The organism is Nocardia sp. CNY236 (genome assembly GCF_000482385.1).
Taxonomy (GTDB): domain Bacteria; phylum Actinomycetota; class Actinomycetes; order Mycobacteriales; family Mycobacteriaceae; genus Nocardia.
The window spans coordinates 162,807-188,613 of the sequence record NZ_AXVD01000014.1; the positions used below are offsets into that span (position 1 = coordinate 162,807).

25 protein-coding genes and 1 pseudogene are annotated in these 25,807 nt (G+C 66.1%); 10 read left to right on the forward strand and 16 right to left on the reverse strand.

Annotated features, from left to right (window positions below; genetic code table 11):
• Window positions 1-46: 46 nt before the first annotated feature.
• Window positions 47-718: a DUF3043 domain-containing protein gene (locus K940_RS0110070; RefSeq protein WP_028477426.1), complete on the reverse strand. Its 672-nt coding sequence runs from the start codon at window positions 716-718 to the stop codon at window positions 47-49.
• 197 nt (window positions 719-915) lie between these two features.
• Between K940_RS0110070 and K940_RS0110075 the strand changes: the two genes are divergently transcribed.
• Window positions 916-1,266, forward strand: coding sequence for an iron-sulfur cluster assembly accessory protein (locus tag K940_RS0110075; protein ID WP_028477427.1), 351 nt, complete (start codon window positions 916-918; stop codon window positions 1,264-1,266).
• 201 nt (window positions 1,267-1,467) lie between these two features.
• On the forward strand, window positions 1,468-2,394 hold the full coding sequence (locus K940_RS0110080) for a carbohydrate kinase family protein (protein WP_369797491.1): 927 nt from the start codon (window positions 1,468-1,470) through the stop codon (window positions 2,392-2,394).
• A 37-nt stretch (window positions 2,395-2,431) separates the two neighbouring features.
• Here K940_RS0110080 and asnB read toward each other — a convergent pair whose 3' ends face one another.
• Entirely contained in the window at window positions 2,432-4,375 is a 1,944-nt protein-coding gene (asnB, locus tag K940_RS0110085) for an asparagine synthase (glutamine-hydrolyzing) (RefSeq protein ID WP_028477429.1), read from the reverse strand.
• A 404-nt stretch (window positions 4,376-4,779) separates the two neighbouring features.
• Between asnB and K940_RS0110090 the strand changes: the two genes are divergently transcribed.
• Both K940_RS0110090 and K940_RS0110095 read left to right on the forward strand, forming a co-directional pair.
• Window positions 4,780-5,871: a cytochrome c oxidase subunit II gene (locus tag K940_RS0110090; protein ID WP_231390307.1), complete on the forward strand. Its 1,092-nt coding sequence runs from the start codon at window positions 4,780-4,782 to the stop codon at window positions 5,869-5,871.
• Window positions 5,872-5,885: 14 nt separating this feature from the next.
• Window positions 5,886-6,302, forward strand: coding sequence for a cytochrome c oxidase subunit 4 (locus K940_RS0110095; protein ID WP_028477431.1), 417 nt, complete (start codon window positions 5,886-5,888; stop codon window positions 6,300-6,302).
• A gap of 133 nt (window positions 6,303-6,435) precedes the next feature.
• On the opposite strand, the gene K940_RS0110100 is transcribed toward K940_RS0110095, so the two are convergent.
• The 12 genes from K940_RS0110100 to K940_RS0110155 form a co-directional block, all read right to left on the reverse strand.
• Window positions 6,436-7,713, reverse strand: a complete 1,278-nt coding sequence (locus K940_RS0110100) for an FAD-binding oxidoreductase (protein ID WP_028477432.1) — start codon at window positions 7,711-7,713, stop codon at window positions 6,436-6,438.
• A gap of 51 nt (window positions 7,714-7,764) precedes the next feature.
• Window positions 7,765-9,336, reverse strand: a complete 1,572-nt coding sequence (locus tag K940_RS0110105) for an alkaline phosphatase (protein ID WP_036528117.1) — start codon at window positions 9,334-9,336, stop codon at window positions 7,765-7,767.
• A gap of 108 nt (window positions 9,337-9,444) precedes the next feature.
• Entirely contained in the window at window positions 9,445-10,170 is a 726-nt protein-coding gene (locus K940_RS0110110; protein WP_028477434.1) for a 1-acyl-sn-glycerol-3-phosphate acyltransferase, read from the reverse strand.
• Window positions 10,171-10,343: 173 nt separating this feature from the next.
• A complete protein-coding gene (locus K940_RS27745; protein WP_081706263.1) occupies window positions 10,344-11,417 on the reverse strand; it encodes an ROK family protein in 1,074 nt (357 codons plus the stop codon).
• A gap of 7 nt (window positions 11,418-11,424) precedes the next feature.
• On the reverse strand, window positions 11,425-11,862 hold the full coding sequence (locus tag K940_RS0110120) for a hypothetical protein (RefSeq protein WP_051407059.1): 438 nt from the start codon (window positions 11,860-11,862) through the stop codon (window positions 11,425-11,427).
• A complete protein-coding gene (locus K940_RS34020; protein WP_369797492.1) occupies window positions 11,852-13,249 on the reverse strand; it encodes a TRC40/GET3/ArsA family transport-energizing ATPase in 1,398 nt (465 codons plus the stop codon). The genes K940_RS0110120 and K940_RS34020 overlap by 11 nt, the downstream gene beginning before the upstream one ends.
• Window positions 13,246-13,680, reverse strand: a complete 435-nt coding sequence (locus K940_RS0110130) for an SRPBCC family protein (RefSeq protein ID WP_028477437.1) — start codon at window positions 13,678-13,680, stop codon at window positions 13,246-13,248. Before K940_RS0110130 ends, K940_RS34020 begins: the two co-directional genes overlap by 4 nt.
• Before the next feature lie 36 nt (window positions 13,681-13,716).
• The gene (locus K940_RS0110135; protein ID WP_028477438.1) at window positions 13,717-14,100 is read right to left on the reverse strand and encodes a hypothetical protein; all 384 of its coding nucleotides are present in this window, start codon (window positions 14,098-14,100) and stop codon (window positions 13,717-13,719) included.
• A 29-nt stretch (window positions 14,101-14,129) separates the two neighbouring features.
• Window positions 14,130-15,257 carry a glycosyltransferase family 4 protein gene (locus K940_RS0110140; protein WP_028477439.1) on the reverse strand — a complete coding sequence of 376 codons (1,128 nt, stop codon included), beginning with the start codon at window positions 15,255-15,257 and terminating at the stop codon, window positions 14,130-14,132.
• Between the two features lie 21 nt (window positions 15,258-15,278).
• Window positions 15,279-16,265 carry a hypothetical protein gene (locus tag K940_RS0110145; protein WP_028477440.1) on the reverse strand — a complete coding sequence of 329 codons (987 nt, stop codon included), beginning with the start codon at window positions 16,263-16,265 and terminating at the stop codon, window positions 15,279-15,281.
• Between the two features lie 93 nt (window positions 16,266-16,358).
• Window positions 16,359-17,357 carry an NlpC/P60 family protein gene (locus K940_RS0110150; RefSeq protein ID WP_081706264.1) on the reverse strand — a complete coding sequence of 333 codons (999 nt, stop codon included), beginning with the start codon at window positions 17,355-17,357 and terminating at the stop codon, window positions 16,359-16,361.
• Window positions 17,358-17,595: 238 nt separating this feature from the next.
• Window positions 17,596-18,168, reverse strand: a complete 573-nt coding sequence (locus K940_RS0110155) for a C40 family peptidase (protein ID WP_028477442.1) — start codon at window positions 18,166-18,168, stop codon at window positions 17,596-17,598.
• Between the two features lie 589 nt (window positions 18,169-18,757).
• Here K940_RS0110155 and K940_RS0110160 point away from each other — a divergent pair.
• Together K940_RS0110160 and K940_RS0110165 are read left to right on the forward strand one after the other, a co-directional pair.
• Window positions 18,758-20,587, forward strand: a complete 1,830-nt coding sequence (locus tag K940_RS0110160) for a DEDD exonuclease domain-containing protein (RefSeq protein ID WP_051407060.1) — start codon at window positions 18,758-18,760, stop codon at window positions 20,585-20,587.
• A gap of 10 nt (window positions 20,588-20,597) precedes the next feature.
• Entirely contained in the window at window positions 20,598-20,873 is a 276-nt protein-coding gene (locus tag K940_RS0110165) for an Lrp/AsnC family transcriptional regulator (protein ID WP_028477444.1), read from the forward strand.
• Window positions 20,874-20,906: 33 nt separating this feature from the next.
• Here the strand turns inward: K940_RS0110165 and trpD are convergent, their stop codons facing one another.
• Both trpD and K940_RS0110175 read right to left on the reverse strand, forming a co-directional pair.
• A complete protein-coding gene (gene trpD, locus K940_RS0110170; protein WP_028477445.1) occupies window positions 20,907-21,968 on the reverse strand; it encodes an anthranilate phosphoribosyltransferase in 1,062 nt (353 codons plus the stop codon).
• A gap of 86 nt (window positions 21,969-22,054) precedes the next feature.
• Window positions 22,055-22,483, reverse strand: a complete 429-nt coding sequence (locus tag K940_RS0110175; RefSeq protein WP_028477446.1) for a hypothetical protein — start codon at window positions 22,481-22,483, stop codon at window positions 22,055-22,057.
• A 209-nt stretch (window positions 22,484-22,692) separates the two neighbouring features.
• On the opposite strand from K940_RS0110175, the gene K940_RS0110180 reads away from it, so the two are divergent.
• The 4 genes and pseudogenes from K940_RS0110180 to K940_RS0110195 form a co-directional block, all read left to right on the forward strand.
• Window positions 22,693-23,304: a heme-copper oxidase subunit III gene (locus K940_RS0110180; protein WP_028477447.1), complete on the forward strand. Its 612-nt coding sequence runs from the start codon at window positions 22,693-22,695 to the stop codon at window positions 23,302-23,304.
• A gap of 85 nt (window positions 23,305-23,389) precedes the next feature.
• A complete protein-coding gene (locus K940_RS0110185) occupies window positions 23,390-24,253 on the forward strand; it encodes a c-type cytochrome (RefSeq protein ID WP_081706265.1) in 864 nt (287 codons plus the stop codon).
• Window positions 24,250-25,446: a ubiquinol-cytochrome c reductase iron-sulfur subunit gene (locus K940_RS0110190; RefSeq protein WP_255342584.1), complete on the forward strand. Its 1,197-nt coding sequence runs from the start codon at window positions 24,250-24,252 to the stop codon at window positions 25,444-25,446. The genes K940_RS0110185 and K940_RS0110190 overlap by 4 nt, the downstream gene beginning before the upstream one ends.
• Window positions 25,443-25,807: pseudogene (locus K940_RS0110195) on the forward strand (cytochrome b); the annotation flags it as partial. The gene K940_RS0110190 and the pseudogene K940_RS0110195, both read left to right, overlap by 4 nt.

The following is a 25,807-nucleotide window of genomic DNA, read 5'->3' on the forward strand; positions in this document are numbered from 1 at the left end:
CCATGAGTGCTCTCGGCCCGGAGCATTCGCAGCTCACCCCAGGGATTCAGACTGCGTCGCCGGGGCCGACTCGTGGCTTGGGAGCCCGCATCTTCCGGATCTGCGAGGCGCGGACGAAGGCATACCACCCCAGCCGGTACCCCGTGTCGGTGGTGTCGGGGAATCGTTCCCTGACCCGGTTGTTCACGATTCGGCCCAACAGGACGCCCTCGATGATCATGAACACCAGCATCACCAGCATCACCAGCGTGGCGATGATCTGCAGCCCGGGCATGGCGAACGACACCAGGATCACCACCAATGCCATCGGCATGAACAGACCGACCAGATTGCGTCGTGCATCCACGATGTCGCGGACGAAGGCGCGCAACGGCCCCTTGTCGCGCGGCAACAGATACTTGTCTTCACCGGCGAGCATGCGGGCGCGCCGCTCTTGTGCCTCGGCGCGCCGCTCGGCCGCGGCCGTCTTGCGATCCTGTCTGTTGCCACGTGCGGCCCGCCGCCGGGCTCGGGCTTCTTTGGCGGTCATCGGTGCAGGCGCCACCGGTCCGCGGCGTTTGCCTTGCGCGTCACGGCGTTTGGGGGTGGGACGCCCCTTACCTGCGGTGGCGGTCGGCGCCGTGGCGCGGGCGTTTGCGGCCGAGCCACCGTCGGTGGCCACCGTCGATTCGGCGGCCGCGTCGGTGCTACTGGACTCGCCGCGACGGAACAACTTCACACCGACCAGGCTATTCGATGCACCATAGGCCGGGAAACGCGGTCCGGTTCGCCCGCCACGTTGCAGGTCGCGCATGCCGGATACCCACAGAGGTCCGGTGGTGGCAAGATGGGGAATAGCGGCCCACCGAGTGGTGTTGATCGACACGGGCGCGTGCCCGGTTCACGGGTCGACCACGGCTTCCTGGAGGAGAGTTCATGACTGTGCAGAACGAGACCGCCACCCACGGTGTGACTCTGACCGATGCTGCCGCCACGAAGGCGAAGGCCCTGCTGGACCAAGAGGGCCGTGACGACTTGGCCCTGCGCATCGCAGTACAGCCGGGCGGCTGTGCCGGCTTGCGCTACCAGCTGTTCTTCGACGATCGCACGTTGGATGGTGATCTGACCGGTGACTTCGGTGGCGTGACATTGGCCGTCGACCGGATGAGTGCGCCCTACGTGCAGGGCGCCTCGATCGACTTCGTCGACACCATCGAAAAGCAGGGCTTCACCATCGACAACCCGAATGCCACGGGGTCGTGCGCGTGCGGTGATTCCTTCAACTGACTCGAGCTTCCGGCCAACCGACTCGGGCCTTCGGCCGGGGCACGGGGCCGTTGCGGCTGCACACTTCGTAGTGATTCTCGGGCCGAGATTGCTACGGTGAGATCGGGGTCGTGGTCCGGCCCACACCGCCCGCCGCCTACAGTTGAAGGGCTCAGTTACGTGTCTCTCGCCATTTCCGCCTCGATCGCGACCGACCACCTCATGCGTTTCCCTGGCCGGTTCGCCGATGTGCTGTTGGCCGATCAACTCGATCACGTATCCCTGAGCTTCCTCGTCGATGATCTGCAGGTCCGTCGGGGTGGTGTCGGTGGAAACATCAGCTATGCGATGGGTCTGCTCGATCAAGCGCCCCTGTTGATCGGAGCCGTCGGCGCCGATTTCGCCGACTACCGCGCATGGCTGGAGTCGCACGGAGTCGACTGCTCCGCGGTGCTGGTCTCCGAGAGTGCACACACCGCACGGTTCGTCTGCACCACCGATGACGACATGGCACAGATCGCCTCCTTCTATCCGGGCGCGATGGTCGAAGCCCGAGACATTTCGATATGCGAACTGACCGAAACGCACCCGTTCGATCTGGTGCTCATCGGCGCCAACGACCCCGAGGCGATGCTGCGTCATACTGCCGAGTGCCGGGAGTTGGGCATTCCGTTCGCGGCGGACCCTTCACAGCAACTCGTGCGTCTCGACGGTGACCAATGTGTGCAGTTGATCGAGGGTGCCGCCTACCTCTTCACGAACAAGTACGAATGGGCACTGTTGCTACAGAAGACCGGTCTGAGTGAGGAAGAGATCGCCCAGAAGGTCGGCGTTCGGGTCACCACACTGGGTGCGGACGGGGTACAGATCGTCGATGCCGATGGCACGGAGGTGACCGTCGGGGTGGTCCCCGAGACACAGAAGGTGGAACCCACTGGTGTCGGTGACGCTTTTCGCGCAGGCTTCCTCACCGGCCATACCGGCGGATTGAGTTTGACGCGGTCGGCGCAACTCGGTTCGCTGATCGCGGTGCTCGTTCTGGAGACGACAGGCACCCAGGAGTGGACGTTGAACAAGGAAGCGGCGTTGCAGCGGCTGACCGAGGCCTATGGGCCAGAGGCCGCCGCCGAGGTCAAGCTGTTGCTCTGAGCCGATCTGTGCGGCCGACCTGGGGTCGGCCGCACAGCTACAGCGAAACTGGGTATACGGGTTCCTGGATGTCGGGCTTGATCCGATCTTCGACGAAGATGCCGTGCCACACCATGAACATCAGCAGCGTCCACAGCCTGCGGCTGTGGTCGGAGGTACCGGCCCGGTGGGCTACCAGCATCTCGCTGATCGCGGACTTGTCGAGAAGATGATCGGTCCGCGATTCGACGATCTGTTGCTGGGCCCAGTCGTACAGTTCCGTACCGCGCAGCCAATGCCGAAGCGGGACCGGGAAACCCAGCTTGGCACGGTTGAGCACATGCGGAGGGACGATCTGTCCCAAGGCCTGACGGAGAGCGTATTTCGTGGTCTCCTTGGTGATCTTCTGATCGAACGGCAGGCGCTCGGCAACCGCCAACACCTCGGCGTCCAGGAACGGTACGCGCAGCTCCAGTGAGTTGGCCATTGTCATTTTGTCCGCCTTGACCAAGATGTCGCCCCGCAACCAGGTGAACAGGTCCAGGTGCTGCATGCGCGTCACCGGGTCCCAGCCGCGCGAGCGGTCGTACAGCGGTGCCGTGACATCCTGGTGTGTCCACTCCGGCCGGAAATCGCGCAGGACCGCGCGCAGCTGGGCGTCGCTGAAGCTGCGAGCGTTTCCGTAGTAGCGCTGCTCCAAGGTGAGTGAACCGCGATGCAACAAACTCTTGCCCCTGGTGCCCTCCGGAATCCGCTCCGACAGTGCGCCGGCCAGCGCACGCAGTCGCCGGGGCAATTTTTCGAACGGCTTCAACGACAGCGGCTCTCGGTAGATGGTATAGCCGCCGAACAGCTCGTCGGCGCCTTCGCCCGAGAGCACCACTTTGACGTGTTTACGCGCCTCCTTGGCGACGAAGTACAGCGGGACCAGTGCCGGGTCGGCGACCGGGTCGTCGAGATACCAGACGATCTCGGGAATCGCTTGGATGAACTCGGATGGGGAGACCACCTTCACCACATGCCGTGCGCCGATCGCCGCGGCGCTCTCGGCGGCCACGTCGACCTCGGAGTACCCCGCCCGTTCGAACCCGGTGGTGAACGTGATCAGCTTCGGGTTGTGCCGCATGGCCAGCGCTGCGACCGCGGTGGAATCGATCCCGCCGGACAGGAACGAGCCGACCGTCACATCGGCGCGCATGTGTTTGGCGACGGAGTCCTCGAGGGCGGCCGCGATCTCGCGATAGCGGCTCGCCGCCGAGCCTGGAGTGAAGGGACGCACTGGGAACGTCGGGGTGAAGTAGCGGATGGTCGCCGGCTCGGCGCCGGGCCGTACCGTGGCGTAGCTGCCCGATTCGAGCCGGACGATGTCTCGGTGCAGCGTTTCCGGCTCCGGTACGTACTGCAGAACCGTGTAGTGCTCGAGTGCCCGGGGGTCCAACGAATCGTTCAGCCCCACTGCGGGCAGCAGTTCGAGCAGGCTCTTCTTTTCACTGCCGAACGCGGTTCCGCCGGGACCGGTGGCCAGGAACAAAGGCTTGATACCGAAGGGATCGCGAGCGAGGAACAGTTCGCGAGTCTCGGTGTCCCAAATGGCGAAGGCGAACATGCCGCGCAACCGCTGCACGGCTGCTGGCCCCCAGTAGTGGAACGCGGCGACGATCGCTTCGCCGTCACCTTCGGTCCGGAAAATTCGTTGGTCGTCGAACTCGGCGGCGTGCGCCTGCTCGATCTGCGCGCGCAACTCGACATAGTTGTAGATCTCACCGTTGAAGGTGAGGGCGTAGCGCTCGGGGGCCTCGGGTGGACCCCAGCGCAGCGGCTGATGCGAGTGTTCGATATCGATGATCGACAGACGGTTGAAGCCGACGACCAGGTGCTGGTCGTGCCAGGTGCCGCGCTCGTCCGGTCCGCGGTGGCGTACACAATGCAACGCGTTGTAGACCTGGTCCACCGTGTCGGGCGCGGCCTTGTTCGATGCCAGGAATCCGAGCAGTCCACACACGGCGCAGGCAACCTCGTTTCTCATAGGTGGGTACGCGTCCATCGAACGGAGCGCGCGGGGATGAAAACTCGTGTCCGAGTATGCCGTACGCCCGCGCCCGTGTGCCGCGCACACGGGCGCCGCGATCGCCGAGGCGACGGGTCTCCAGTGCAGGATTGGACGCGCTGGTGACGGTGATCTGGGCGCGCCGGGGGCGGGTCGAAGCCGACCCGACGACAACCGAGGCGTTCGTTTGGTCTACGCTGCGTAGTACTCAGGGTAGTACTCAGGTCTCTCTCAGGCGGTTCGTACGCGAACGCGGCGGCCCGGAGGGGTTCTGAAACGAGCTTAGGACGTATCGTCGGGGCCCATCGCAGCCCAGACGGTGCACTGTCGGAATGTGTGGCGACCAGGAAGGCGTGAGCGTGGCGCACAAGGCGAGCGAAGAGATCGGAGCACGACCCGTAGCGGGTCTGCAAGGCCGCATCCTTCGGCGGGCCGGGCTGGCGGTATCGTTGGGGATCACCGCGCTGCTCGTCTCGGGCTGCTCCATCGACAACGAGTGGCTGCGATTCGGATGGCCCTCGGGGGTTACGCCGCAGGCCACGCGCATGCGGGAACTGTGGACCGGATCGGTTATCGCGGCGCTCGCGATCGGCGTGCTGGTGTGGGGCCTGACCTTCTGGACGGTCACCTTCCACCGCAAGAAGCCCGACTCGCCGGAGTTCCCCAAGCAGACCGGCTACAACGTGCCGCTCGAGCTGGTCTATACGTTCATCCCGGTTCTCATCGTCGTGGGTCTGTTCTGGTCGACCGTCCTCGTGCAGAACTATGTGCACGAAAAGGTGGACGATCCCGACGTCACGGTCGATGTAACCGCTTTCCAGTGGAACTGGAAGTTCGGCTACCGCAACGTCGACTTCAAGGACGGCGGCTACCAATACGACGGCATCGATACCGAGCGTGAGGCGCTGAACGAGGAGCAGCTCGAGCAATACAAGGAGCGCCAGAGCGAGGACGGTCACCCGCAGCCGGGTCCGGTCCACGGCAAGCCGGAAAACGACGTGTTGTCCTTCCTGCACTACAACAAGGTCGAAACGGTCGGTTCCAGCAACGAGATCCCGGTGTTGGTGTTGCCGACCGGAAAGGTGATCGAGTTCCAACTCGCCGCGGCGGATGTGGTGCACGCCTTCTGGGTGCCGGAGTTCCTGTTCAAGCGCGATGTGATGCCGAACCCGAAGGAAAATCATTCCGACAACGTCTTCCAGATCACCAAGATCGAGAAAGAAGGCGCGTTCGTCGGCCGATGTGCGGAGATGTGTGGTACGTACCACGCGATGATGAACTTCGAGGTTCGGGCGGTCGCGCCGGAGAAGTTCACCGAGTATCTGGATGCGCGCCGCGATGGCAAGACCAATGCCGAGGCGCTCGCGGCCATCGGGGAATCGCCGGTCGCGACATCCACTACGCCTTTCGAGACCAGGCGCGACATCAAGAGCGCGGCCGCGAGCAAGTGAGGACATGATCTGACATGAAGGTCGAAGCGCGGATTTTCGAACTGCTCACGCTGTTCTTCATCGTTATTTCGATCGTGTACGGCTACTTCACCGCACAGTCGCGCACCGGCGTCGAATGGGCAGGTATCACAGCGTTGGTCCTCACCGCGGGCTTGTCGCTGATCATCGGCACCTACTTCCGTTTCGTCGCGCGTCGACTCGACTTGCGTCCCGAGGACTATGCGGATGCCGAGATCGTCGATGGTGCGGGTGACCTGGGCTTCTTCTCGCCCGGAAGCATCTGGCCCATCTGCCTGGCCGGCGCGGCTTCGGTGGCCGCACTCGGTGCGGCGTTCTTCCAGTTCTGGTTGATCGGGGTCGGCGTGGTGCTCGTGCTGGTCGCCGCCTCCGGTCTGGTGTTCGAGTATCATCTCGGCCCGGAGAAGCACTGACCGTACAGGGTTCGTACCGCAGTTCTCGAGCGCCTCGCCGAATCCGGCGGGGCGCTCGTCTGTCCCAGGTGTGCGAGGTAGCGGCAGGAGAGGCGTCGGGTGACCGAACGCCTCTCCGAGGTGCGCCGGCGAGCTATTCGGCGGTGTAGCGCAGCGCGTTCTCCGAGCGGCAGATCTCCTCGACTCCGGAAACGATGTCGCGCAGCAATTCCGAGGGCAATGCCGTGGGGCGCAGCCGACAGGTGAACGTGATCAGCCCGTGATCTTCGGCAGGTAGCCCACGCGCAGCAGATTCGGCCTGCAGGTAGCGCGATCGTACGCCGTAGGTCATCGCGGTGATGACGGTGAAACAGCCCGTCCGTTCCCGGTGCCCGGCGAACAGATCGTGCAGGCGGTGGAACACCGACGTGTAGCTCGACAACGGCGCGAAAACACCCATCCGGTAGGCCGGGCCACGCTCGGAGGAGCTCAGGGCCGTATCGGCCAAGTATTCGGCGTCACGCAGCGTCTGCACTTTCGGTGTGAACAACACCGCGCCGGCGGCCGCATTGCGCACCGGGGTGCCGGCTTTGCCTCCCGCGGCAGAGGCGATGGCGCCCAGTGACTTGCGCGCGCGCGACCCCACCTCGCGGCGGGCACGTAACGATCGGGTGGGCGAACTGGGAGACAGGCTCGACCATTGGCCGAAACGCACGGTGCCCAGCTGAACGTGACCGGTACCGACCGGCCGGGCGACTTTCAGCGGCGCGGTGTCGACCCACCGACCGACCTGGAGCTCCGCGCTGCCCGGCCGGGCGATCTCGGCATGTGCGTGATCGACGAACAGGTCGAATTCCAGGAACCGGTGGGCTGCGGTGGTCAGCCAGGTATGGTCCTTGTCGACCTCGATCGTGTCGAGGGTCAGTGCGGTGATGATGCCCGCGCGTCCGCCGGCGCCCAGGATGCGATGGAAGCGCTCGGCGTGGTGTGAGCGCCCGCAGGTCCCGATGCGTCCGTCGACATCCACGTACTCCAGGTCGACGACGTGGTCGATGAACAAGCCGTGTTTGTGCGACGCCGTGCTGACCCCGCCCACCGAGGCGAAGCCGCCTGCGGTGATATCGCGGTGATCACCGACGATGGGCAGACCGAGCCCATGCGCACCGAGCGTGCGATCGATGTCGGCGAGTTTGGCGCCCGCTTGTACCCGAACCGTGCGGCGGCCGAGATTGATGTCCAGCACGTGGTTCATTCGGCGCAGTGACACCACTGCCGGCTGCGCCGGTACGGCGAGGCCTTCGTCGACCGGTTCGCCGCCGTGCACTTTCAAATTTTCTGCTCGCCCGCGTGAATCCCTCACTGTACGAACGACATCGGCGGTGTCGCGTGGGACGTATTCCGGGGTGTTGAAGACGGTGTGCGGCGTGCTCATGGCACGAAGCTAACCACAGCCGGGCCTGCGCCGCGCGCTCGAATTCGACGGTTACGTCGGCGCGGGTGCGAGGCGCTTGCTGAACAGCACGGATCCGCTGGCATCGCACAGGTCCACGGTCAATTCGCCGGATGCGCCGTCGATGCGTACCTCGCCGAAATGTTGGAATCCGTCCAGTGGCGAGCTGTTCTTCACCGGCGGAGCGTGGACGAATACCGCTTCCGGGCCGAAGGTGGCATCCAGATCGTTCGGGCCGAAGCCACCCGCGTTCAGGGGACCGGAGACGAACTCCCAGAACTCGTCGAAATCGGTGAACGCCGCACGCTCTGGCGAGTAGTGGTGCGCCGCGGTGTAGTGCACATCCGCGGTGAGCCACACCACATTGGCAATTCGGTTCGCCTTGATCGACGACAGCACCCGGGCGATCTCGTTTTCCCGACCGGACGGCGCGCCGGGGTCGCCGTTGGCGGGCCCTTCGTAGGCCGAGGTGTGCTTCTGCTCCCCGTCCGGGACGACGAGGCCCAGCGGCATACTGTTGGCAATGATCTTCCAGGTGGCCCGCGACGCCCGCAGGCCGTCGATCAGCCAGGCCGTTTGTGCCGGGCCCAAGACGCGGCCGTCGGGGGCGTCGTTGGCGTTGTTGGCGTCCTTGTTCGTACGCATGTCCAGCACGAAGACATCGAGCAGAGGTCCGTATGCGATTGCGCGATGCAGGCGGCCGTCCACTGCCTCGCTGGGCTCCAGGGGCATCCATTCGTGGAAGGCTCGCCAGGACCGTGTCGCGAGCGTGTCCATGCGGCGTTCGGTATAGCCCTTGGACTCGGCGACCATGCCGCCCGAATACCAGTTGTTCACCGTCTCGTGGTCGTCCCACTGCACCACTTGCGCGACCGAGCGGTTGAACCGCAGGTAGTTCTCGTCGGTCAGGTTGTAGGCGTAGTTGCCGCGGAACTGGTCCAATGTCTGTGCAACAACGCTTTTGGCCTCGCTGACTTCGTTGCGCCATATCCGTCCGTCCGGCAGGTCCACCGATTCCTTCAGCGGCCCGTCGGCGTAGATGGAGTCGCCGGAATGCAGGAACAAGTGCGGGTCGCGTGCGGCCATGGTGGAGAAGATCCGCATCCCGCCGACATCGGGATTGATCCCGAAGCCCTGCCCGGCGACATCCCCGGACCACTGCAGCGTGATATCCGCCGCGGTGGCGGGTGCGGTGCGAAAGACGCCACCGATCGGTTCGGAGGACGCGCCGTCCTCACCGAGCAGAGTCACCCGGTAGTGCACCTGCGCTCCGGCAGGTAGACCGTTGACGCGCACTCGGCCGGTACCGTCGTATTCCGGGGTGAGCAACGGACCGGTGAAACGCCTGGCATCGGTGAACGATTCGGTGGCGGCGGTCTCGACGATCAGTGTCGCCGGCCGATCGGCGCGCGCCCAGATCAGGGCGCCATCGGTCCGGGGATCACCCACCGCGACGCCATGGGTGAGGACGGGGCGGGACCGGACCAGGCCCGGACCACCGGCACTGTTGGACGAGCAGGCGACCGATACGGGTGCGGCCACAAGACCGACGGCGGAGGCGCGTAGCACGGCGCGCCGAGAAACTCCTGAGTGCGAGGGGGTCATGGCTCATGAGCCTGACGTAGATTTCTCAACACGGCGTGAACTGGTCGGGTCCGGGTGGCCAACAGCAGGCGGGTCGCAGTGCTGTGCGCCGCAACAGTGTGGGTGTGGTCAGCCCGCCGCGGTGTCGGGAATGCGCAGAGGCGCGCGGCGATCACCGTTCGCCGAACCGTTCTTCAGGCTGGCTGCATAGACATCGACGTACTCCTGGCCGCTGAGCTGCATGAGTTCGTACATGACCTCGTCGGTGACCGAGCGCTCGACGAAGCGATTTCCGCCCATGCCCTCGTAGCGAGAGAAGTCGATGGGTTCGCCGAACTTGACAGTCACCTTCCGGTGGCGCCAGCGAAACCGACCGGGCGGGCTGACTTCGTCGGTGCCGATCACGGCGACGGGAATCACCGGGACGCCGGTCTCCAGGGCGAGGCGGGCCAACCCGGTCTTGCCCTTGTACAGCCGTCCGTCGGGGGAACGGGTGCCTTCTGGATAGAGTCCGACCAAACGCCCACGGTCGAGCAGTGTGCGCGCCGCCTCGAGCGCGTCCTCGGCGGCGTCGGCGCCGCTGCGGTCGATCGGATACTGGCCAGTGGCGCTGAAGAAGAATTTCTGCAAGCGACCCTTGATACCCGGGGTGGTGAAATACTCGGCCTTGGCCAGGTAATTGATCCGCCGCGGACTGAACAATGGCGTGAACAACCAGTCGGCGATGGACAGATGATTACCCGCCATGATGGCCGGTCCGTCCGCTGGAATGTTCTCGACACCCTCGACCGTGGGGCGGTTGTACAGGTGAATGAACGGTCCCAGCAACACGAACTTCAGTAGCCAATAGAACATGAACGTCCTTCCCCCGGGCCTGGGATAGTTGCGGGCACCTGCGTCGATTGCCGACTTTACCGCTGGTGGGAGATCACATCCAATTGCGACGACGAAATCTCGCCGCACGTCGGCGTCGACGGCGACCGACGAGGCCGTTCGGCGTGTCGCGGCACAGCCGTGGCCGAGTCGCCTCAGGGGCTCCTCGGCGCCACCGGCTCGGCTGCGCGCGAGTGGGTGGACTGTGAGTGAGTGGATTGCGACTGGGTGGATTGTGAGTGGGTGGATTGCGACTGGTTGGATTGCGACTGGTTGGACAGAGCCGTCTTGGCCAAGTCGGCGGCGCCGATCATGCCCGCTGCCTCACCGAGCTGGGTGGTACGGATGCGCGCCAGCGGACGGTGTCCGGCGCCGGTGATCGTCCGGGCGTAGGTATCACGCGCCTCGTCCAAGAACAGCGGCGCCGAACTGCTCACCCCGCCTGCGATCACCACGAGGTCCGGATCGAAGATGTCGCTGACGATCGCGAGGCCCAGCCCCAGCCACCGCGCGAACTCCGACATCACCCGTTCGGCGAGCGGATCGCCATCACGTGCGGCGCCTGCGACGCGGCGGCCGGTCAGCGACCCCGGGTCGCGCGCGACGTCTCGGGCCAGCGCCGAGCGCAACGGTTGGGTGGCCAGCATCTCGATCGCCGTGTCGGCCAGCGCCGTCCCGCTGCAGTAGCGTTCCCAGCACCCGTTTTTGCCGCAGGGGCAGGCCCGACCCTCCGGAACCACCTGCAGGTGGCCGAGTTCCGGCGCGACGCCGTGGGATCCTCGGAACAGGCGACCATCGCTCAGCAGGGCGGAGCCGATGCCGGTGCCGATCGTGATGAGTACTGCGTTGTGTCCGCCGGCGGCGGCGCCGAACCGATACTCGGCCCACATCGCAGCATTCGCGTCGTGTTCCAAGATCACCGGCAGTTCGAGGCGGTCGGACAGTAGCTGTGTGACCGGGGCGTCGTGCCAGGGCAGGTGCGGGGCGAACCGCACCGTCGAGCGGTGGCTGTCGATGAATCCAGCGACCGCCAAGCCGACGGCGGAGACCGGATGTCGACGACCCAGATCCCGCACCGCCACCTCCAAGGCATCCTCCAGAGCGCGCGCCGACTGTGGGGTCGGCGCCTGGACGGTGTCCAGGACCTCACCACCGTCATCGATCGCTGCGGCGCGAATGGTGGTGCCGCCGATGTCTATTCCGACGGTCAGGGGTCGGTCCCCGGTCATGCGCGGATCACACCTTGATCGTCACGGGAATGTCGACGTATCGGGCCGACTGGGGCTCCTGCGCCTGCGCGGGGCCGCTGTGTCGATGTGACGCGCCGGAGTCCGGGTCGGTCTCGGTCGGCATCACCGGTTCGACCGGTGAACCGGCCAGCGCCTCACGCAGCACGGTGACGATCGCGGTTCCGTGGTCGGCGACCGCGGACAGCACCTCGTGGTGTTCGCCACGCACGAGTGCCGCGGCCGCGCACACCGGACACCAGTTGCAACTGGACCATTCGACCTGCCCGTCGGCAGCCTGGCGCAACACCGGTTCCACTCGTTCCAGCACCGCTTCGGCCAGCAGCTTCAGTTCTGTCACGAATTCGGCGATATCGTCCGGCGCGCCATCGCCGCCGACTTCGTCGCGACCGGTCTCGCCGCCGGTCCGGCGCGGATCAGTCGTCATATCGGCGGCTTTCGGACGCGTGGGGCCACGGGTGTGCATCGGACCGGAACCGGACGACCAGGTAACCATCGTCGAGTTCGGCGCTGTCGACCGTGCACTGCCGCAACACCGGCGCCAAGCGAACCCGACGCCGGATTCCGTCCGCTCCCACGATCAAATCGTCCTCCACTCGGCCGAGACGCAGCGTGGCGGCGTCGGCCACGGGCAGGTGCATCCGCAGCGCGTACACCGGCTGCGCTCCGATGTCGGATTCTCGATGAACCACCGGTGCGCCGGAGTTCGCATCGACCTCCGCCTGATTCCCGCTCAGCATAGGCTGCGCGTCGGTGCCGCGTGCTGCCGAGTCCACCGCCTGGGACAACGCGGCCAGCAATTGCGGTCCGATCGGTTCCGGGCCGGCATGCGGCGCGACCACTACTGCGATGTCGGGCATTCTGTGACGCAACTCGGCAAGCACCCCGTGCTGTTCTCGGCGCCGGTCCGAATACCAGCGGATCGCGGGATGTTCGGTATCCGTCGGGGCGCTGGGCGCGGTGTCCGTCGGGGCGCTGGGCGCGGTGTCCGTCGGGGCGCTGGGCGCGGTGTCCGTCGGGGCGCTGGGCGCGGTGTCCGTCGGGGCGCCGGGCGGATGGAGGGCCGGCAGGATCTTGTTCACCACGATGGCCTCCAAACGCAGGCCCAACAACGCCGTGGCCGACCGTACTCGTTCGGATTCGGCGACCGCGACCTGCTCGGCGACGGTGACCAGTCGTGCTGCGGTCCGCCGATGGTCGGTCAGCAGATCACGAACCTCGGTGACGGCCTGCACGATTCGCTCGACCGTGGCCGCGAGCACCGCATGCCGTAGGTCGCTGGCCAGCGCCCGGGCCGCCGGAGGCCAGATACGCTCGAGGTAGCCCAGCAGGGTGTCCGGCGCGGTGACGATGCGCAGCATATCCGCCGAGGGTGGGCAGTCGACCACGATCAGGTCCCAGTCGTCCTCCGCGGCGAACTGGGTGATCTCCACCAGCATCAGCAGTTCTTGCACGCCCGGCAGTCCGGTCAACTCCGCTGGGTCCATAGCGGTGATGTCGATACCGTGGGTGTGTCCGCGTCCCAGTGAGATCATCCGGACGAGGTCGCGGAAGCGATCTTCGAGCAACGCGAGTGAGTCCACTTCGATCACGTCCAGTCCCGGCAGGACCGTGGTGACGGCGGTGACGGTGCCGGCATCGTGCGGGAAGTGCACGCCGAGCGCGTCACCCAGAGAATGCGCCTGATCGAGCGAGGCGACCAGTACACGCCGGCCGGAGCTGGCTTCGGAGAGGGCGGTGGCGCACGCGAGCGTGGTCTTGCCGACCCCACCCTTGCCGATGAACAGCTCGACTCGGGTCGTGCGCGCGGTCAGCCTTCGACCCGTTTCTTCAGTTCCTTCAGCGCAGTATCGGTGATCACTTTTTCGGCCTTGCGTTTGAACATGCCGATCATCGGAATGTTCAAATCGACGGTCAGCGTGTAGAGCACCTCGGTGCCGCCGGGTACCTCGAGCAGCTCGTAGGTACCGTTCTGGGCTTTCTGTATTTCACCGCGCAGCAGTGACCAGCTGACCGCTTTTCGGTCGGCTCGCCATGCGTAGGTCAGCACGTAGGTGTCCTTGACCACGCCGGCGTCCAGGACGAACCGGGCGGTTTTGGCCAAGCCGTCACTGTCGCGCTCCAGCACCTCCACCGTCTTCGCCGCCGATACCCATTCGGGATAGGACTCCAGGTCGGCGATGACGGCCATCACCTGGTGTGCCGGGGCCTGGATGACGATCGACCTCTGGGTCCTGTCGGCCATGCGGACAGCGATTCCTTTCAGCGTGCGTGCAGGCTGTCAAACCCGATGCGTGGGCGCGACACCGGCCGGCCGATGCGCTTCCAGTCGGGACTTCAGTTCGAAGGACATGTCCTTGCCCGCGACCCGGCGCGCTCGGTTGGCCGCGGCGAGCTTGCGCGTGGGCAGCGCGGGCACCGGTTCGGCGTGTAAGAAGTAGTGCAGGATCACCCCGTCGAGCGAGGGTTCCAACCACACCTCCATGGTGCCGTCCAATGCGCCGGTCACCGACCAGCGGATACCCTTTTCGCCCCGATCTTCCCGCACCCGCAGGGTCAGGTCCGGCCACCACCGGCGCCACTGGTCCGGTCGCGCCAGCAGGTCGGCGACCGCTGTTCCCGGCACCGCGACGAAGGTCTGATCTGCGACCTGGATACTGCTCACCCCGCTGAGCGTAGTAGATACGACGTGGATCACCCCAGCAACTGCCGCAGCCGCGTGGCCAGGTGGTCCCAGCGCCACTGCTGCTCGACGAATGCGCGCCCCGCAGCGCCCATCCGCACGGCCGCATCCCGATCGGACAGCATCTGCACCAACACATCGGCAATCTGCGGTGTGGAGCGGCCGTCCACGACCCGACCCGTCTCGCCCTCGATGACGGTTTCGGGCGCGCCGCCGGAATTGCCCGCCACCACTGGAACCCCGGATGCGGAGGCTTCCAGATACACGATGCCCAGGCCTTCGACATCCAGGCCGGCACCCCGAGTACGGCATGGCATCGCGAAGACATCCGCGAGTGTGTGGTGTGCGGCCAGTTCGTCGGACCGAACCCGGCCGGTGAACACGACGTCGTCGCCGACGCCTGCGGCCATGGCCAAACTGCGCAGCATCTCTTCGGCAGGGCCGCCCCCCGCGATGACCAAGACCGCGCCGTCGACCTGTCTGCGGATCTCGCGCATCGCGAGAATCAAGGCGTCCTGCCCCTTGCGCGGGACCAAGCGGGACAAGCACAAGATCGTCGGACGGTCGCCGAGGCCGTAGCGTGCCCGCAACTCCGCCCGCGCCGCCGGGTCCGGACGGAACCGGTCCGTGTCCACCCCCGATGGCAGATATTCCAACGCCGCGTTCGGCCCGAACGCGGAGGCGACGCGGCGGCGGGTGTAGCGGCTGACGTAGGTGACCACATCGGTGTGCTCGCCGATGATCCGCAGCGTCCGTCGGGCGCCGGGCACCATCGACCAACCGACCTCGTGGCCGTGGGTGCTGGCCAGGATGCGCTCGGCGCCGGCGCGCCGCAGCGCGTTCGCCATCAGCCCCAGCGGCGCCGAGGCGCCGAACCACACGGTGTCGCACTTCTCGCTGCGCAGCAGGCGTGCGGCGCGGCGCAGGACCAACGGTGTCGGCAGCATCAGCGTGGTCGGGTGCCGTACCACCTGAAACTTCTGTTCGGCATCGAACGTCAGATGGCTGTCGCCCCGCCAGCGTGGCGCATAGACCACCAGGTCGTCGGGCGGGAGCCGACTGGCCAATGCGTGCAGATACGACTGGATACCGCCCGGCCGCGGCGGGAAATCATTGGTAACCAGCAAAGTTCGGGCCATGGGCAACAAAATACTGGGCGCTCAACCGGCCCGGGCAGCGAGCCAGGCATGCCAGTCGGCGAGGAAGCCGGAACGGGTGGTACCGAGGACCTCGCGTAGGACGTGGTCTTCGCTGGTGGGGTCCTGCTCGGCGGAGGCGATCCGCACGTAGAGCTGGACCAGATGGGGTAGGTCGTATTTCTCGGCCACGAAGGCGCAGACGGACCAGGCCGTCTCGTATCCGAGCGCCGCGTCGGGGCCGGCGAATTCGGCGTCGGTGGGCAGCGCGTGCGGGAGGTCGCCGGCGCGGGCGCGGGCGACCAGGGTGGGCACGATATCGCTGAAGCGGTGGCCTCGACCGTGGTGGGCGACATAGTCGGCGAAGCCCTCGAGCATCCAGCGCGGTGCATCGATCACTGTGCGGCTTCGGGCGGCGATGTGGGTGAGTTCGTGCCGCAGCAAGCCCGCCAGCTCCTCGGGGGTGAGGCGTCGGGCGGCCTCGGAGCTGAAGACCACGCGCTGACCGGTGGGTCGGTGGCCGGGGGAGATCGGGTCGGCGACCGAGGCCGCGGCGACCTCGGCCGGTACGAGAGAGGTTGCGCGTAGCAGACCGGCGAATTCCGACGGCGACGACGCCACGACCACCAGTGCCGACTGCGCCCAATCCGGGCCCCATACTGCGGTCACGGCCTCGGTGGCGGCGGCTACTTCACGTTCCAGGGTGTCGATCGCCATCTCCTGGCTCGGATGGCCGACGATCAACGATCGTCGGCCATCGCCGGTCGGCACGTGGCGGGCGATGATCGGTCCGAATGGTTCGACGATGCGCTGTATCTCGGCCAGCCGGGGATCGACGGCCTCCGCCTCGCCGATGGAGTCGGTCGTGCTGGCCGGACCGACCCGCAGTTGCGGCAGCGTCGTGTTCGGCAGCACGAGCGAGGCGATACCCAGACCGGTCAACGCCACGACCACCGTGACGGTGAGGCAGAACTCGAGTCGGCGGCGGGGCCGCGTCGAGGTATCGGTCATCGTCCCTCTCGGTTCGCACAGATGTGACGTGGCCTCGGTTGCTCGATCATGTGATGTGTCCTGCGGTGTCGGTGGTCGACTCGCCTGGGATGTCTAGTATCGCCGAGCCGAGTGGAACGGGGTCGAGCCCATGGGCGCGACCGCAACGGGGACGCCAAAGGTAGAGGCGTGCAACATGAGCCCGTTGCCTGCATAGATACCGACATGCGTGATATCGGGGTAGAAGAAGACGACATCGCCGGGTTGTAGATCGCTCCGGGCGACGGGTACCCCGTGCCGGGCTTGTTGTGAGCTGGTGCGTGGCACTTTCTTGCCGACTTGCGCGAATGCCCACTGGACCAGGCCCGAGCAATCGAACTGGCTCGGGCCGGTGGCGCCCCAGACGTACGGGTCGCCGACACGGGTGAGTCCGGCGGCCAACGCGCTGGTGCCGCTGCCAGGGACCAGTCCCTCCAGCAAGGTGTCGCGGTCGAAGCCGGCAGGAAACGGTGAGCCGGCGAAGCTCGATTTGTCGACAGCGGGCAGCGCGTTCCATGCCTGTATCACCTTGGCAATGGCATCACCGAGTTCGCTGCGCTTGCGGATCAGGTCACTGTGCGTCGCCTCGGCTTGTCGAGCAGCCTGGTGGGCGGTCTCGGCGGCGGCGCGGGCGGTGGATTCGGCTGCCGCGGCAGATTCGGTGGCCTGCTCGTAGCGATCGAGTTGGGCTGAGGTCTGTGCGGTGATCACGTCCAAAGCCGACATCTGGTCGAGAAGTTGTTGCGGTGAGTCGCTGACCAGTACGGCGGCCAGTCGACTGGTCCGCGCACCCTGGTAGGCGGCGATTGCGGTGCGATCGATGACCGGCTGGTATCGACGCACTTCGTCGCGAGCGCGGTTGGCTACGTCGGTGCGGGCGGCCAGGTCGGCCTCGGCGATGCGCTGCTCGGCGAGCTTGGTGTCGAATTCGGCCGCAACGTCGAGCGCCTGCTGATTGAGCTGCTCGGATTCGCGGGACAGTTCGATCATCCGTTGCACGGCCTCGGTCGCCGAACCGGGTAGCGCGGCGGGGTCGGCACCTGCCGAACCGCCGCCGCACAGGCCCGCAGCCATGACTACCGATACCAGAGTGGCACTGGCCAGGCGCCTCGCTCGGTGTTTCCGGTGATGTTCAGCCACGACCCGCAGTGCCCGTCCTCTCGTGAAACGATCTTTCGTGCAGCCGACGTGGCGGTATGCAGAAGCCGAAGGTGCGCAAGGCGCGACACCGAGCTGCTCGGTGAAAGGTCTCGGTCAGGTTACGGAACGGTATAGCGCACTGTCCAGTAGGGCGCACTGTCCAGTAGAGCGTTCAGAAGCGGCGGGCTCCGGCGACCGGCATGGAAGAGATCGGCGCCACGTGCACGAGTGTGCCCGGCGTGGCCGCGTGGACCACATTGCCGTCGCCGGCGTAGAGACCGGAGTGGCTGCCGCCGTAGAACGAGATCACATCGCCTACTCGGAGTGCACCCAGCGACACCGGGGTGCCGGAGGCGAGCTGCGCGCCGCTGGTTCTCGGCAGTTCTCGACCGGCCTGCCGGTAGGACCACTGCACCAGTCCGGAGCAGTCGAAGGAGTTGGGGCCGGCTGCGCCGTAGACGTACGGCGAACCGACTTTGCTCATCGCGGCGTCGAGGGCGAGCTCGCCGACCGACTTTTTCGGGGGAGTGAACGGCAGTGGAGCCGGACCCGGCAGCTCGAGCCCCGGTAGTGGGTGGGGAAGTTGGATCCCGTCGGGAATCTCGAACGTGCCCACGCCCGGGATGGTCACCGGTTGGGCCGACGCCGGGGCGGCGGGCAGCAGGAATGCGCCGATGGTGGCCGCGCCGACGGCCCCGGCGGCGACAGCGCGCCGCGCATGGCGTTTGACGGCGTTGGTCGTCATGATGCGGTACTCCCAATCTGCCTCACGACGCCGCATCCGGTGATGCCGCGGACTTCGTCTGTGCCGCACCTGGTGGCGGACGACTCCGTGAGGTCTCGAAAAGGCTACGAAAACATCACGGTCGTTTGTAAACACCAGAAACGTGCGAGGTCTCCGGATCGAAAAAATCACAAGAGCACCATGTGAGTTTTCTCCCACCAATAACAAAAAGATAACGGCGGTGACATGGGGTGGCGGGACGCGATGCTGCGCCGCGATGTGGGCAGGGGCTCCCGGCCGGCTTCCCGACCTATGCATTTCGGTAATATCAGCAGGTCGCAGACGTTCGTCGACGGGAGACTCCCATGAGGTCGCCCGGCTGGGCGTCCAGCGGTTGCTGCGCCTCGACACGCCCGGCGGTCATTCGTGGCCGGCCCCGGCCCGTTCTCGGTGATTGATGCAAATCATCCAATGATGTGACCTGCATCTCAATATGCTATTTCTAGATCATTTTCTGTATATCACGCCCGAATTTCGATCGTGTAATTCGCGAATTCATGGTGTATGGACCGCACGGTAGGTGTCGGATCATGGCTCTACGCTGCCGGATGTGTCCGAACCCGCACCCCAGACGGTTGCCCCTCGGCAGCTGGCTTTCGACGAACTCGACACCCCCTTGTACGACACGACGTTTGTCGTCGTGGATCTGGAAACCACGGGTACCAGCCCCGGCGTCGACGCCATCACCGAGATCGGCGCAGTGAAAGTGCGCGGTGGCGAGGTGCTCGGCGAGTTCGCGACGTTGATCGACCCAGGGCGCACGCTGCCGCCGCCCGTCGTCCGGGTCACCGGGATCACCACCGAGATGGTGTATGCCGCACCACGGATCGAGGCAGTGCTGCCCGGATTCCTCGAATTCGCCGCAGGTGCGGTGCTCGTTGCACACAACGCCCGATTCGACACCGCGTTTCTGCGAGCCGCCGCGCAACGATGCGCGGTCGACTGGCCTGCGCCACCCGTGCTGTGCACCCTGAAGCTGTCCCGGCGAGTGTTGAGCCGCGACGAGGCGCCGTCACTGCGATTGAGCTCGCTGGCCCGCATCCTGGGTGCGGCAGCTCCACCGACCCACCGCGCGCTACCGGACGCCCGGGCAACCGTCGACGTCCTACATGCGCTGATCGGCAGGGTCGGCAACCAGGGCGTGCACAGCCTCACCGAGCTTCTCGACTACCTGCCCGACATCTCGCCCCAGCAGCGCTCCAAGCGCTCCCTTGCAGCCGACCTCCCGGCGACCCCCGGGGTGTACCTCTTCCGTGGTCCGGCTGGCGAAGTTCTCTACGTCGGTACGGCGGTGAACCTGCGCCGCCGGGTCCGAAACTACTTCACCGGCTCGGAGACCAGGGGGCGGATGAAGGAAATGGTCGCGCTGGCGATCGGCGTAGACCACATCGGGTGTGCGCACGCGCTCGAGGCCGGGGTGCGAGAACTGCGACTATTGGTGGCGCACGCCCCGCCGTACAACCGGCGGTCGAAATTCCCGAAGCGTGGGTGGTGGCTCACTCTGACCGAGGAGCCCTTCCCTCGGTTGTCGATAGTGCGCGATCCCTCCCGAGACGCGCTGGGGCCGTTCACCGCCCGCCACGAAGCTGCCGAGCTGGGCGCAATCATCGCCGAAAGCGCCGGATTGCGCACCTGCACCACTCGGTTGCCTCGGCGTGGAGTCCACGACTGCCCGCCCGCGATCGTCGGCGGGTGTCCGGCCGCCTCCGGCAGTCGGGCCCTGCATCCGCAGAGATACTCCTCCCGACCCGCGCTCGTTCGTTCGCTGTTCGCCGGAGATTCGGACGCGCCGCTGCAGGCCATGCTCGATCGGGTCGAAAGCTACGCGCACACGCACCATTTCGAGGCGGCGGCCCGTCTGCGTGATCGGCTGATCCGTGTGGTGCGCGCACTGTATCGCTCCCAGCGGCTCGTTGCGGTGGCCCGAATCGCCGAGTTGATCGCCGCACATCCCGATGGCCAGGGTGGCTGGGAGATCGCGATCGTTCGGTACGGCCGGCTCGCCGGTGCGGCCGTCGCGCCGCGTGGAACACCCCCGATGCCGGTTGTCGAGCAGCTCGCTACCGCAGCCGAGACGGTGCTTCCCAGCCGACCTGCGGCGCACGCGTCCACAATCGAATCGACCCGCGGCCATCCCGTGTTGCCCGAACAGAACCAGGTATGGAACTCGGACCCGGGCGGTCCGCCGCTGCGCGGTGCCTCTCCGGACGAGGTCGCGCTGATCGCCCGCTGGCTGGCACGCCCAGGCGTTCGGCTCGTGTCGTCCAGCGAAGGGTATCGAGAGCCGATGTACGGTGCGGCGCGTTGGCTGGACTGGGCGCGGCGGGCCGAGGCTGCGGCCATGCCCGGACATTCGGGCGGGTCCAGCTCTACCGCCTAGGCTGAGCGCCATGATTACCGCGATCGTGCTGATCCATGCCGACAACGGCCGTATCCCCGAGACCGCACAATCGGTCGCCGATACCGAAGGCGTCGCCGAGGTCTACTCCTGTGCCGGAGACGTGGATCTGATCGCCATCGTGCGCGTGCGCGACCATCAGCAGATCGCCGAGGTGGTGACCGATCGAATCGACAAGACTCCCGGCGTCGTGCGCACCATCACCCACATCGCCTTCAAGGCGTATTCGCGTGCCGAGGTGGAGGCAGGTTTCGCCCTGGGTGAGTAGCGGTGGGTCGCTGGCGCACAACCCCGGTGTCGGTCAGTCGCTGCCCAGCCGGTGAGTGAGTTGGGCCCAGTGCTCCAGCAACGCCGCCGCCTTGCCGGTATCGATCGCATCCGCCGCGCGGGCCATGGTGGCGGCGAGCGCTCCATGGAGGTCGGCATCGGGATCGCCGTGGCCACGGGACCAGTCGTAGGCCACCAGTGCGGCTGCCGAGTTCAACACGACCGCGTCACGCGCCGCACCGCCGCCGCCGGCGAACACCTCACGGGCTACGGTCGCATTGACCGCGGCGTCGCCGCCGACCAGTGCGTCCGGATCTGCCCGCGGAATCCCGATGCGGGTGGGATCGATCGTCGTCCGTCGCATCCGTCCCCCGGAGACGACCCACGCGTCGGTGGTGTCGGTGGTGGTGATCTCGTCCAGCCCATCGTTGCCTCGCACCACCAGCGCGCTCACGCCGCGCTCGGCGAACACCTCCGCGAGCACCGGGAGCAGATCGCCGAAGGCGCACCCCACCAATCCCGCGCGTGGCTGAGCGGGATTGGTCAATGGTCCCAGCACATTGAACACGGTGGGAACGCCGATTTCGCGACGAGCCGCGCCCGCATAGCGCAAGGCGGGGTGGAACACGGCCGCGAAGCAGAATCCGATACCCGCTTCACGCACGCAGCGCGCCACGGCCTCCGGGCCGAGCGTGAGCCGCACACCCAACTCCTCGAGCACGTCGGCTCCGCCGCTCTTGGACGATTGGGCCCGGTTTCCATGTTTGACGACCGGCGCGCCCGCGGCGGCCACCACGATCGAGGACATTGTCGAGATGTTCACCGAGCCGGAGCGATCGCCACCGGTACCCACGATGTCGACGGCGTCGCCGTCGATCCGAACCCGGCGTGCGTGCTCGAGCATGCCGGTGGCCAAGCCGATCAGCTCGGCACGGGTCGGGCCTTTGATCTTCATGGCCAGACCGAAGGCAGCGATCTGCGCGGTGGTGGCGTTGTCGGACATGATCTCGTCCATCGCCCACGCCGTATCGTCCGCCGCCAAGTCGCCGCCGTCGGCAAGAACTGCCAGTACCTCGGGCCAGCTGCGCACGCTCATTCCTTCACTCCCATCACACTGGTTCGCCGACCAGTTCGTCCCAGGCAGCCTAGGCCGTGGTGGGCGAATGCTCGGTCCGCGGCCGGTCACATCGGGGTGCGCTTCGGTTGCAGTGCATCCCAGCCTTCGGCGTGACCGTCGTGACGCTGCGCCAGACCGGCCATGCGCGCGCGCTCTTGCGCGCAGTGCAGCGCATCCAGCTGTTGGACACGCTGCAGGACGACCGGTTCGAGCGCGTCGCCACTGGCCGCGCCGGCCGGCGCACGCGCATATCCTTCTTGTGCGGCGATCGCGCAGACCGACTCGACGTGCGGGGCCGGGATGCGCAAGTGATGCCGGAGCACCGCGGGTGCCTGTGCGGACAGACCGGTCGCGCGCGCCAATGCGGCGGAGCAGCTCTCGGTGTCGTCGAAACTGGAAGCGACCACCTCGAGGTCCGTCCGATCCAGCTGCAGCGCCGCCGGCCTGCGCCGCACCAACCGCTGCCACAACCGCGCTGCCCTGGTCGTTGCCATCTCAGCATCTCCTTACCTTCACCTGTCATGCTGGCGGTGCGTGCGCCACCGGTGTGGCTGCGCACCATTCCTGCGGGGTTGCGCACCATTCCTGCGAGGCGTACCCGAACCCGGTCGGTGGCCTCATCCGGACTCGTATGTTCCGACGCGAAGGAACGAGTTGCGCACCCGAGTACTGCTGTCGTACTACGGCGAGTCATACTTACCCCGTGACGACCGCAGTAGGGACCCCAGGATCGGCCATTACTCAGCGTGTGCATTCGCTGAACCGGCCCAACATGGTCAGCGTCGGTACCATCATCTGGCTGTCCAGTGAGCTGATGTTCTTTGCCGGCCTGTTCGCGATGTACTTCGTGGCGCGTGCACAGGCGGACGGCCAGTGGCCGCCGGAACCGACCGAGCTGAACCTGAAGCTTGCCGTGCCGGTCACCACCGTATTGATCGCTTCGTCGTTCACCTGCCAGATGGGCGTGTTCGCCGCCGAGAAGGGCGATGTATTCGGCCTGCGTCGCTGGTACCTCATCACTCTGCTGATGGGTACGTTCTTCGTCCTCGGCCAGGGCTACGAGTACTACAGCCTGGTGCAGGAGGGGACGACGACCTCCAGTAGCTCCTACGGCTCGGTGTTCTACATCACCACCGGCTTCCACGGTCTGCACGTGATCGGCGGTCTGATCGCGTTCGTCCTGCTGCTGGTCCGCACCAAGCTCAGCAAGTTCACTCCCGCTCAGGCCACCGCGGCGATCGTCGTCTCCTACTACTGGCACTTCGTCGACATCGTGTGGATCGGACTGTTCGCCACGATCTACTTCGTTCGCTGAGTGTCCTCGCCGTGCTGTTCAGCGGCTGCGGTGAGACCCAAGATCTTTTGCACAAGTCGGTTCCGTCTACTCCAAAGGGACACAGATGAGTTCATCTCCCCCATCAGCGCCAGAGCCCGGAAATCGAGGCAACGGCCAGGCCAGCAAGACGCGTAGGCAGCGCCGCGTCCGCCGTCGTATCGCAGGCGGGCTCGCACTGCTGGTGGCCCTGGTCGGGGCGGGCTTTCTGGCATCGGCGCTGACGCCGAACCCGCAGCGCGCGACCGCGGGCGAGGATCAGTCCGCGCTGATCCGCGAGGGTCGGCAACTCTACGAGACCTCCTGTATCACTTGTCATGGCGCAAACTTGCAAGGTGTGACCGATCGAGGCCCCAGTCTGATCGGCGTCGGCGAATCCGCCGTCTATTTCCAGGTCTCGTCCGGGCGTATGCCGATGACTCGTAACGAGGCCCAGGCGACGCGCAAGCCACCGAAATTCGACGCGCATCAGACGGACGCGCTGGGCGCCTACGTGGCATCCAATGGCGGCGGACCGACTGTGATTCGCGACGCCGACGGTGAGATCGCCCAGGAGTCGTTGCGTGGTTCGGACATCGCTCGTGGATCCGAATTGTTCCGTATGAACTGCGCGTCCTGCCACAACTTCACCGGGCGCGGAGGTGCGCTGTCGTCGGGTAAATTCGCCCCACCGCTGGAACCGGCCAATGAGCAGCAGCTCTACGCGGCAATGCTCACCGGTCCGCAGAACATGCCGAAGTTCTCCGATCGCCAGCTGAGCCCGGAGGAGAAGCGCGACATCATCGCCTACGTCAAGAACGCGAGCGAGGAGCGCAGCCCGGGTGGCTGGGATCTCGGTGGGTTCGGCCCCGCGACCGAGGGCCTGGCCATTTGGGTGGTCGGCATCACGCTCGTGGTCGGCGCCGCCATGTGGATTGGATCGAGGTCATGAGCGATAAGGAGCGAGACGACATGGGTCGGCCCGATGAAGGCCACACGCAGCCGTCGGACGAGCGGGTGGCCAGTGCCACCACTGCGGAGCCGACCGAGGCGCAACTCGATGCGATGTCGCGCGAGGAGTTGGTGGCGCTCGGCACCGCACGCGACGACGTCGATGTCGCCTACCGTCGGGAACGGCACCCGGTTGCGGGTACCCGCGCGGAGAAGCGCGCCGAGCGTGCGGTGACGTTCTGGTTCGCGGTGTCCGGCATCGCTGCGGCGGCGCTGGTCGGGGTGTTCTTGTTCTGGCCGTGGGAGTTCAAGGGCAAGAACGAGGAGGGCCACGGACTCTACTCGCTGTTCACTCCACTGATCGGTCTGACCTTCGGTATCGCCGTATTGGTCATCGGCGTTGCGGTGGTGTTGATCCGCAAGCTGTTCATCCCTGCCGAGCTGTCCATTCAGCAGCGCCACGACGGTCCCTCCCCGGAGATCGAGCGCCGGACGCTGACTGCGCAGCTGCAGGACGCTGTGGAGACCTCGACCCTCGGTCGCCGCAAGATGATCACGCGCACCGCGGGCGCCGGCGTCGGCGTGCTCGGCATCGGATCGTTGTTGGTGTTCGCGGGTGGTTTGATCAAGAATCCGTGGGCCAAGGGCGACAAGTCGCCACTGTGGGTCTCGGGCTGGACGCCGGACTACCCGGGCGAAACGATCTACCTCCGTCGTGACACCGGCCGCCCTCAGGATGTCGTGTTGGTGCGTCCGGAGGATCTGGATGCCGGCGCGATGGAGACCGTCTTTCCCTGGAAGGAGAGCTGGCGCGGGGACGAGCATGCCACGTTCAAGTCCTTGCGCGGTATCCGCAATTCCGTCATGTTGATCCGGCTGCGCACCGAGGACGCACAGAACGCGGTCATGCGCAGGGGCCAGGAAAGCTTCAACTACGGCGACTACTTCGCGTATTCGAAGATCTGCACCCATCTCGGTTGCCCCACCTCGCTGTTCGAACAACAGACCAACCGGATCCTGTGCCCGTGCCATCAGTCGCAGTTCTCGGCGACCGAGTGGGGCCGGCCCGTCTTCGGTCCTGCCGCTCGGGCGTTGCCCCAGCTGCCGATCACCGTCAATGCCGAGGGCTTTCTGGTCGCCAACGGTGACTTCATCGAACCGCTCGGCCCGGCCTTCTGGGAGCGCCGCTCATGAGTCCTTCAGTCGCAGTTCAACTCAACGAGGCGGATGAGCGGTATCGTGCCGCTGCGTTCGTGAAGCGGTCGATCAACAAGGTGTTTCCGACGCATTGGTCGTTCCTGCTGGGCGAGATCGCGTTGTACAGCTTTGTGATCTTGTTGTTGTCGGGTGTGTATCTGACGTTGTTCTTCGATCCGTCGATGAGTGAGGTCGTCTACGACGGGGCATACCAACCGTTGCGTGGCGTGACGATGTCACGGGCGTACGAGACGACGTTGAACATTTCCTTCGAGGTGCGTGGCGGGCTGTTCGTGCGTCAGGTGCATCACTGGGCGGCGTTGCTGTTCGCGGCGTCGATCATCGTGCACTTGCTGCG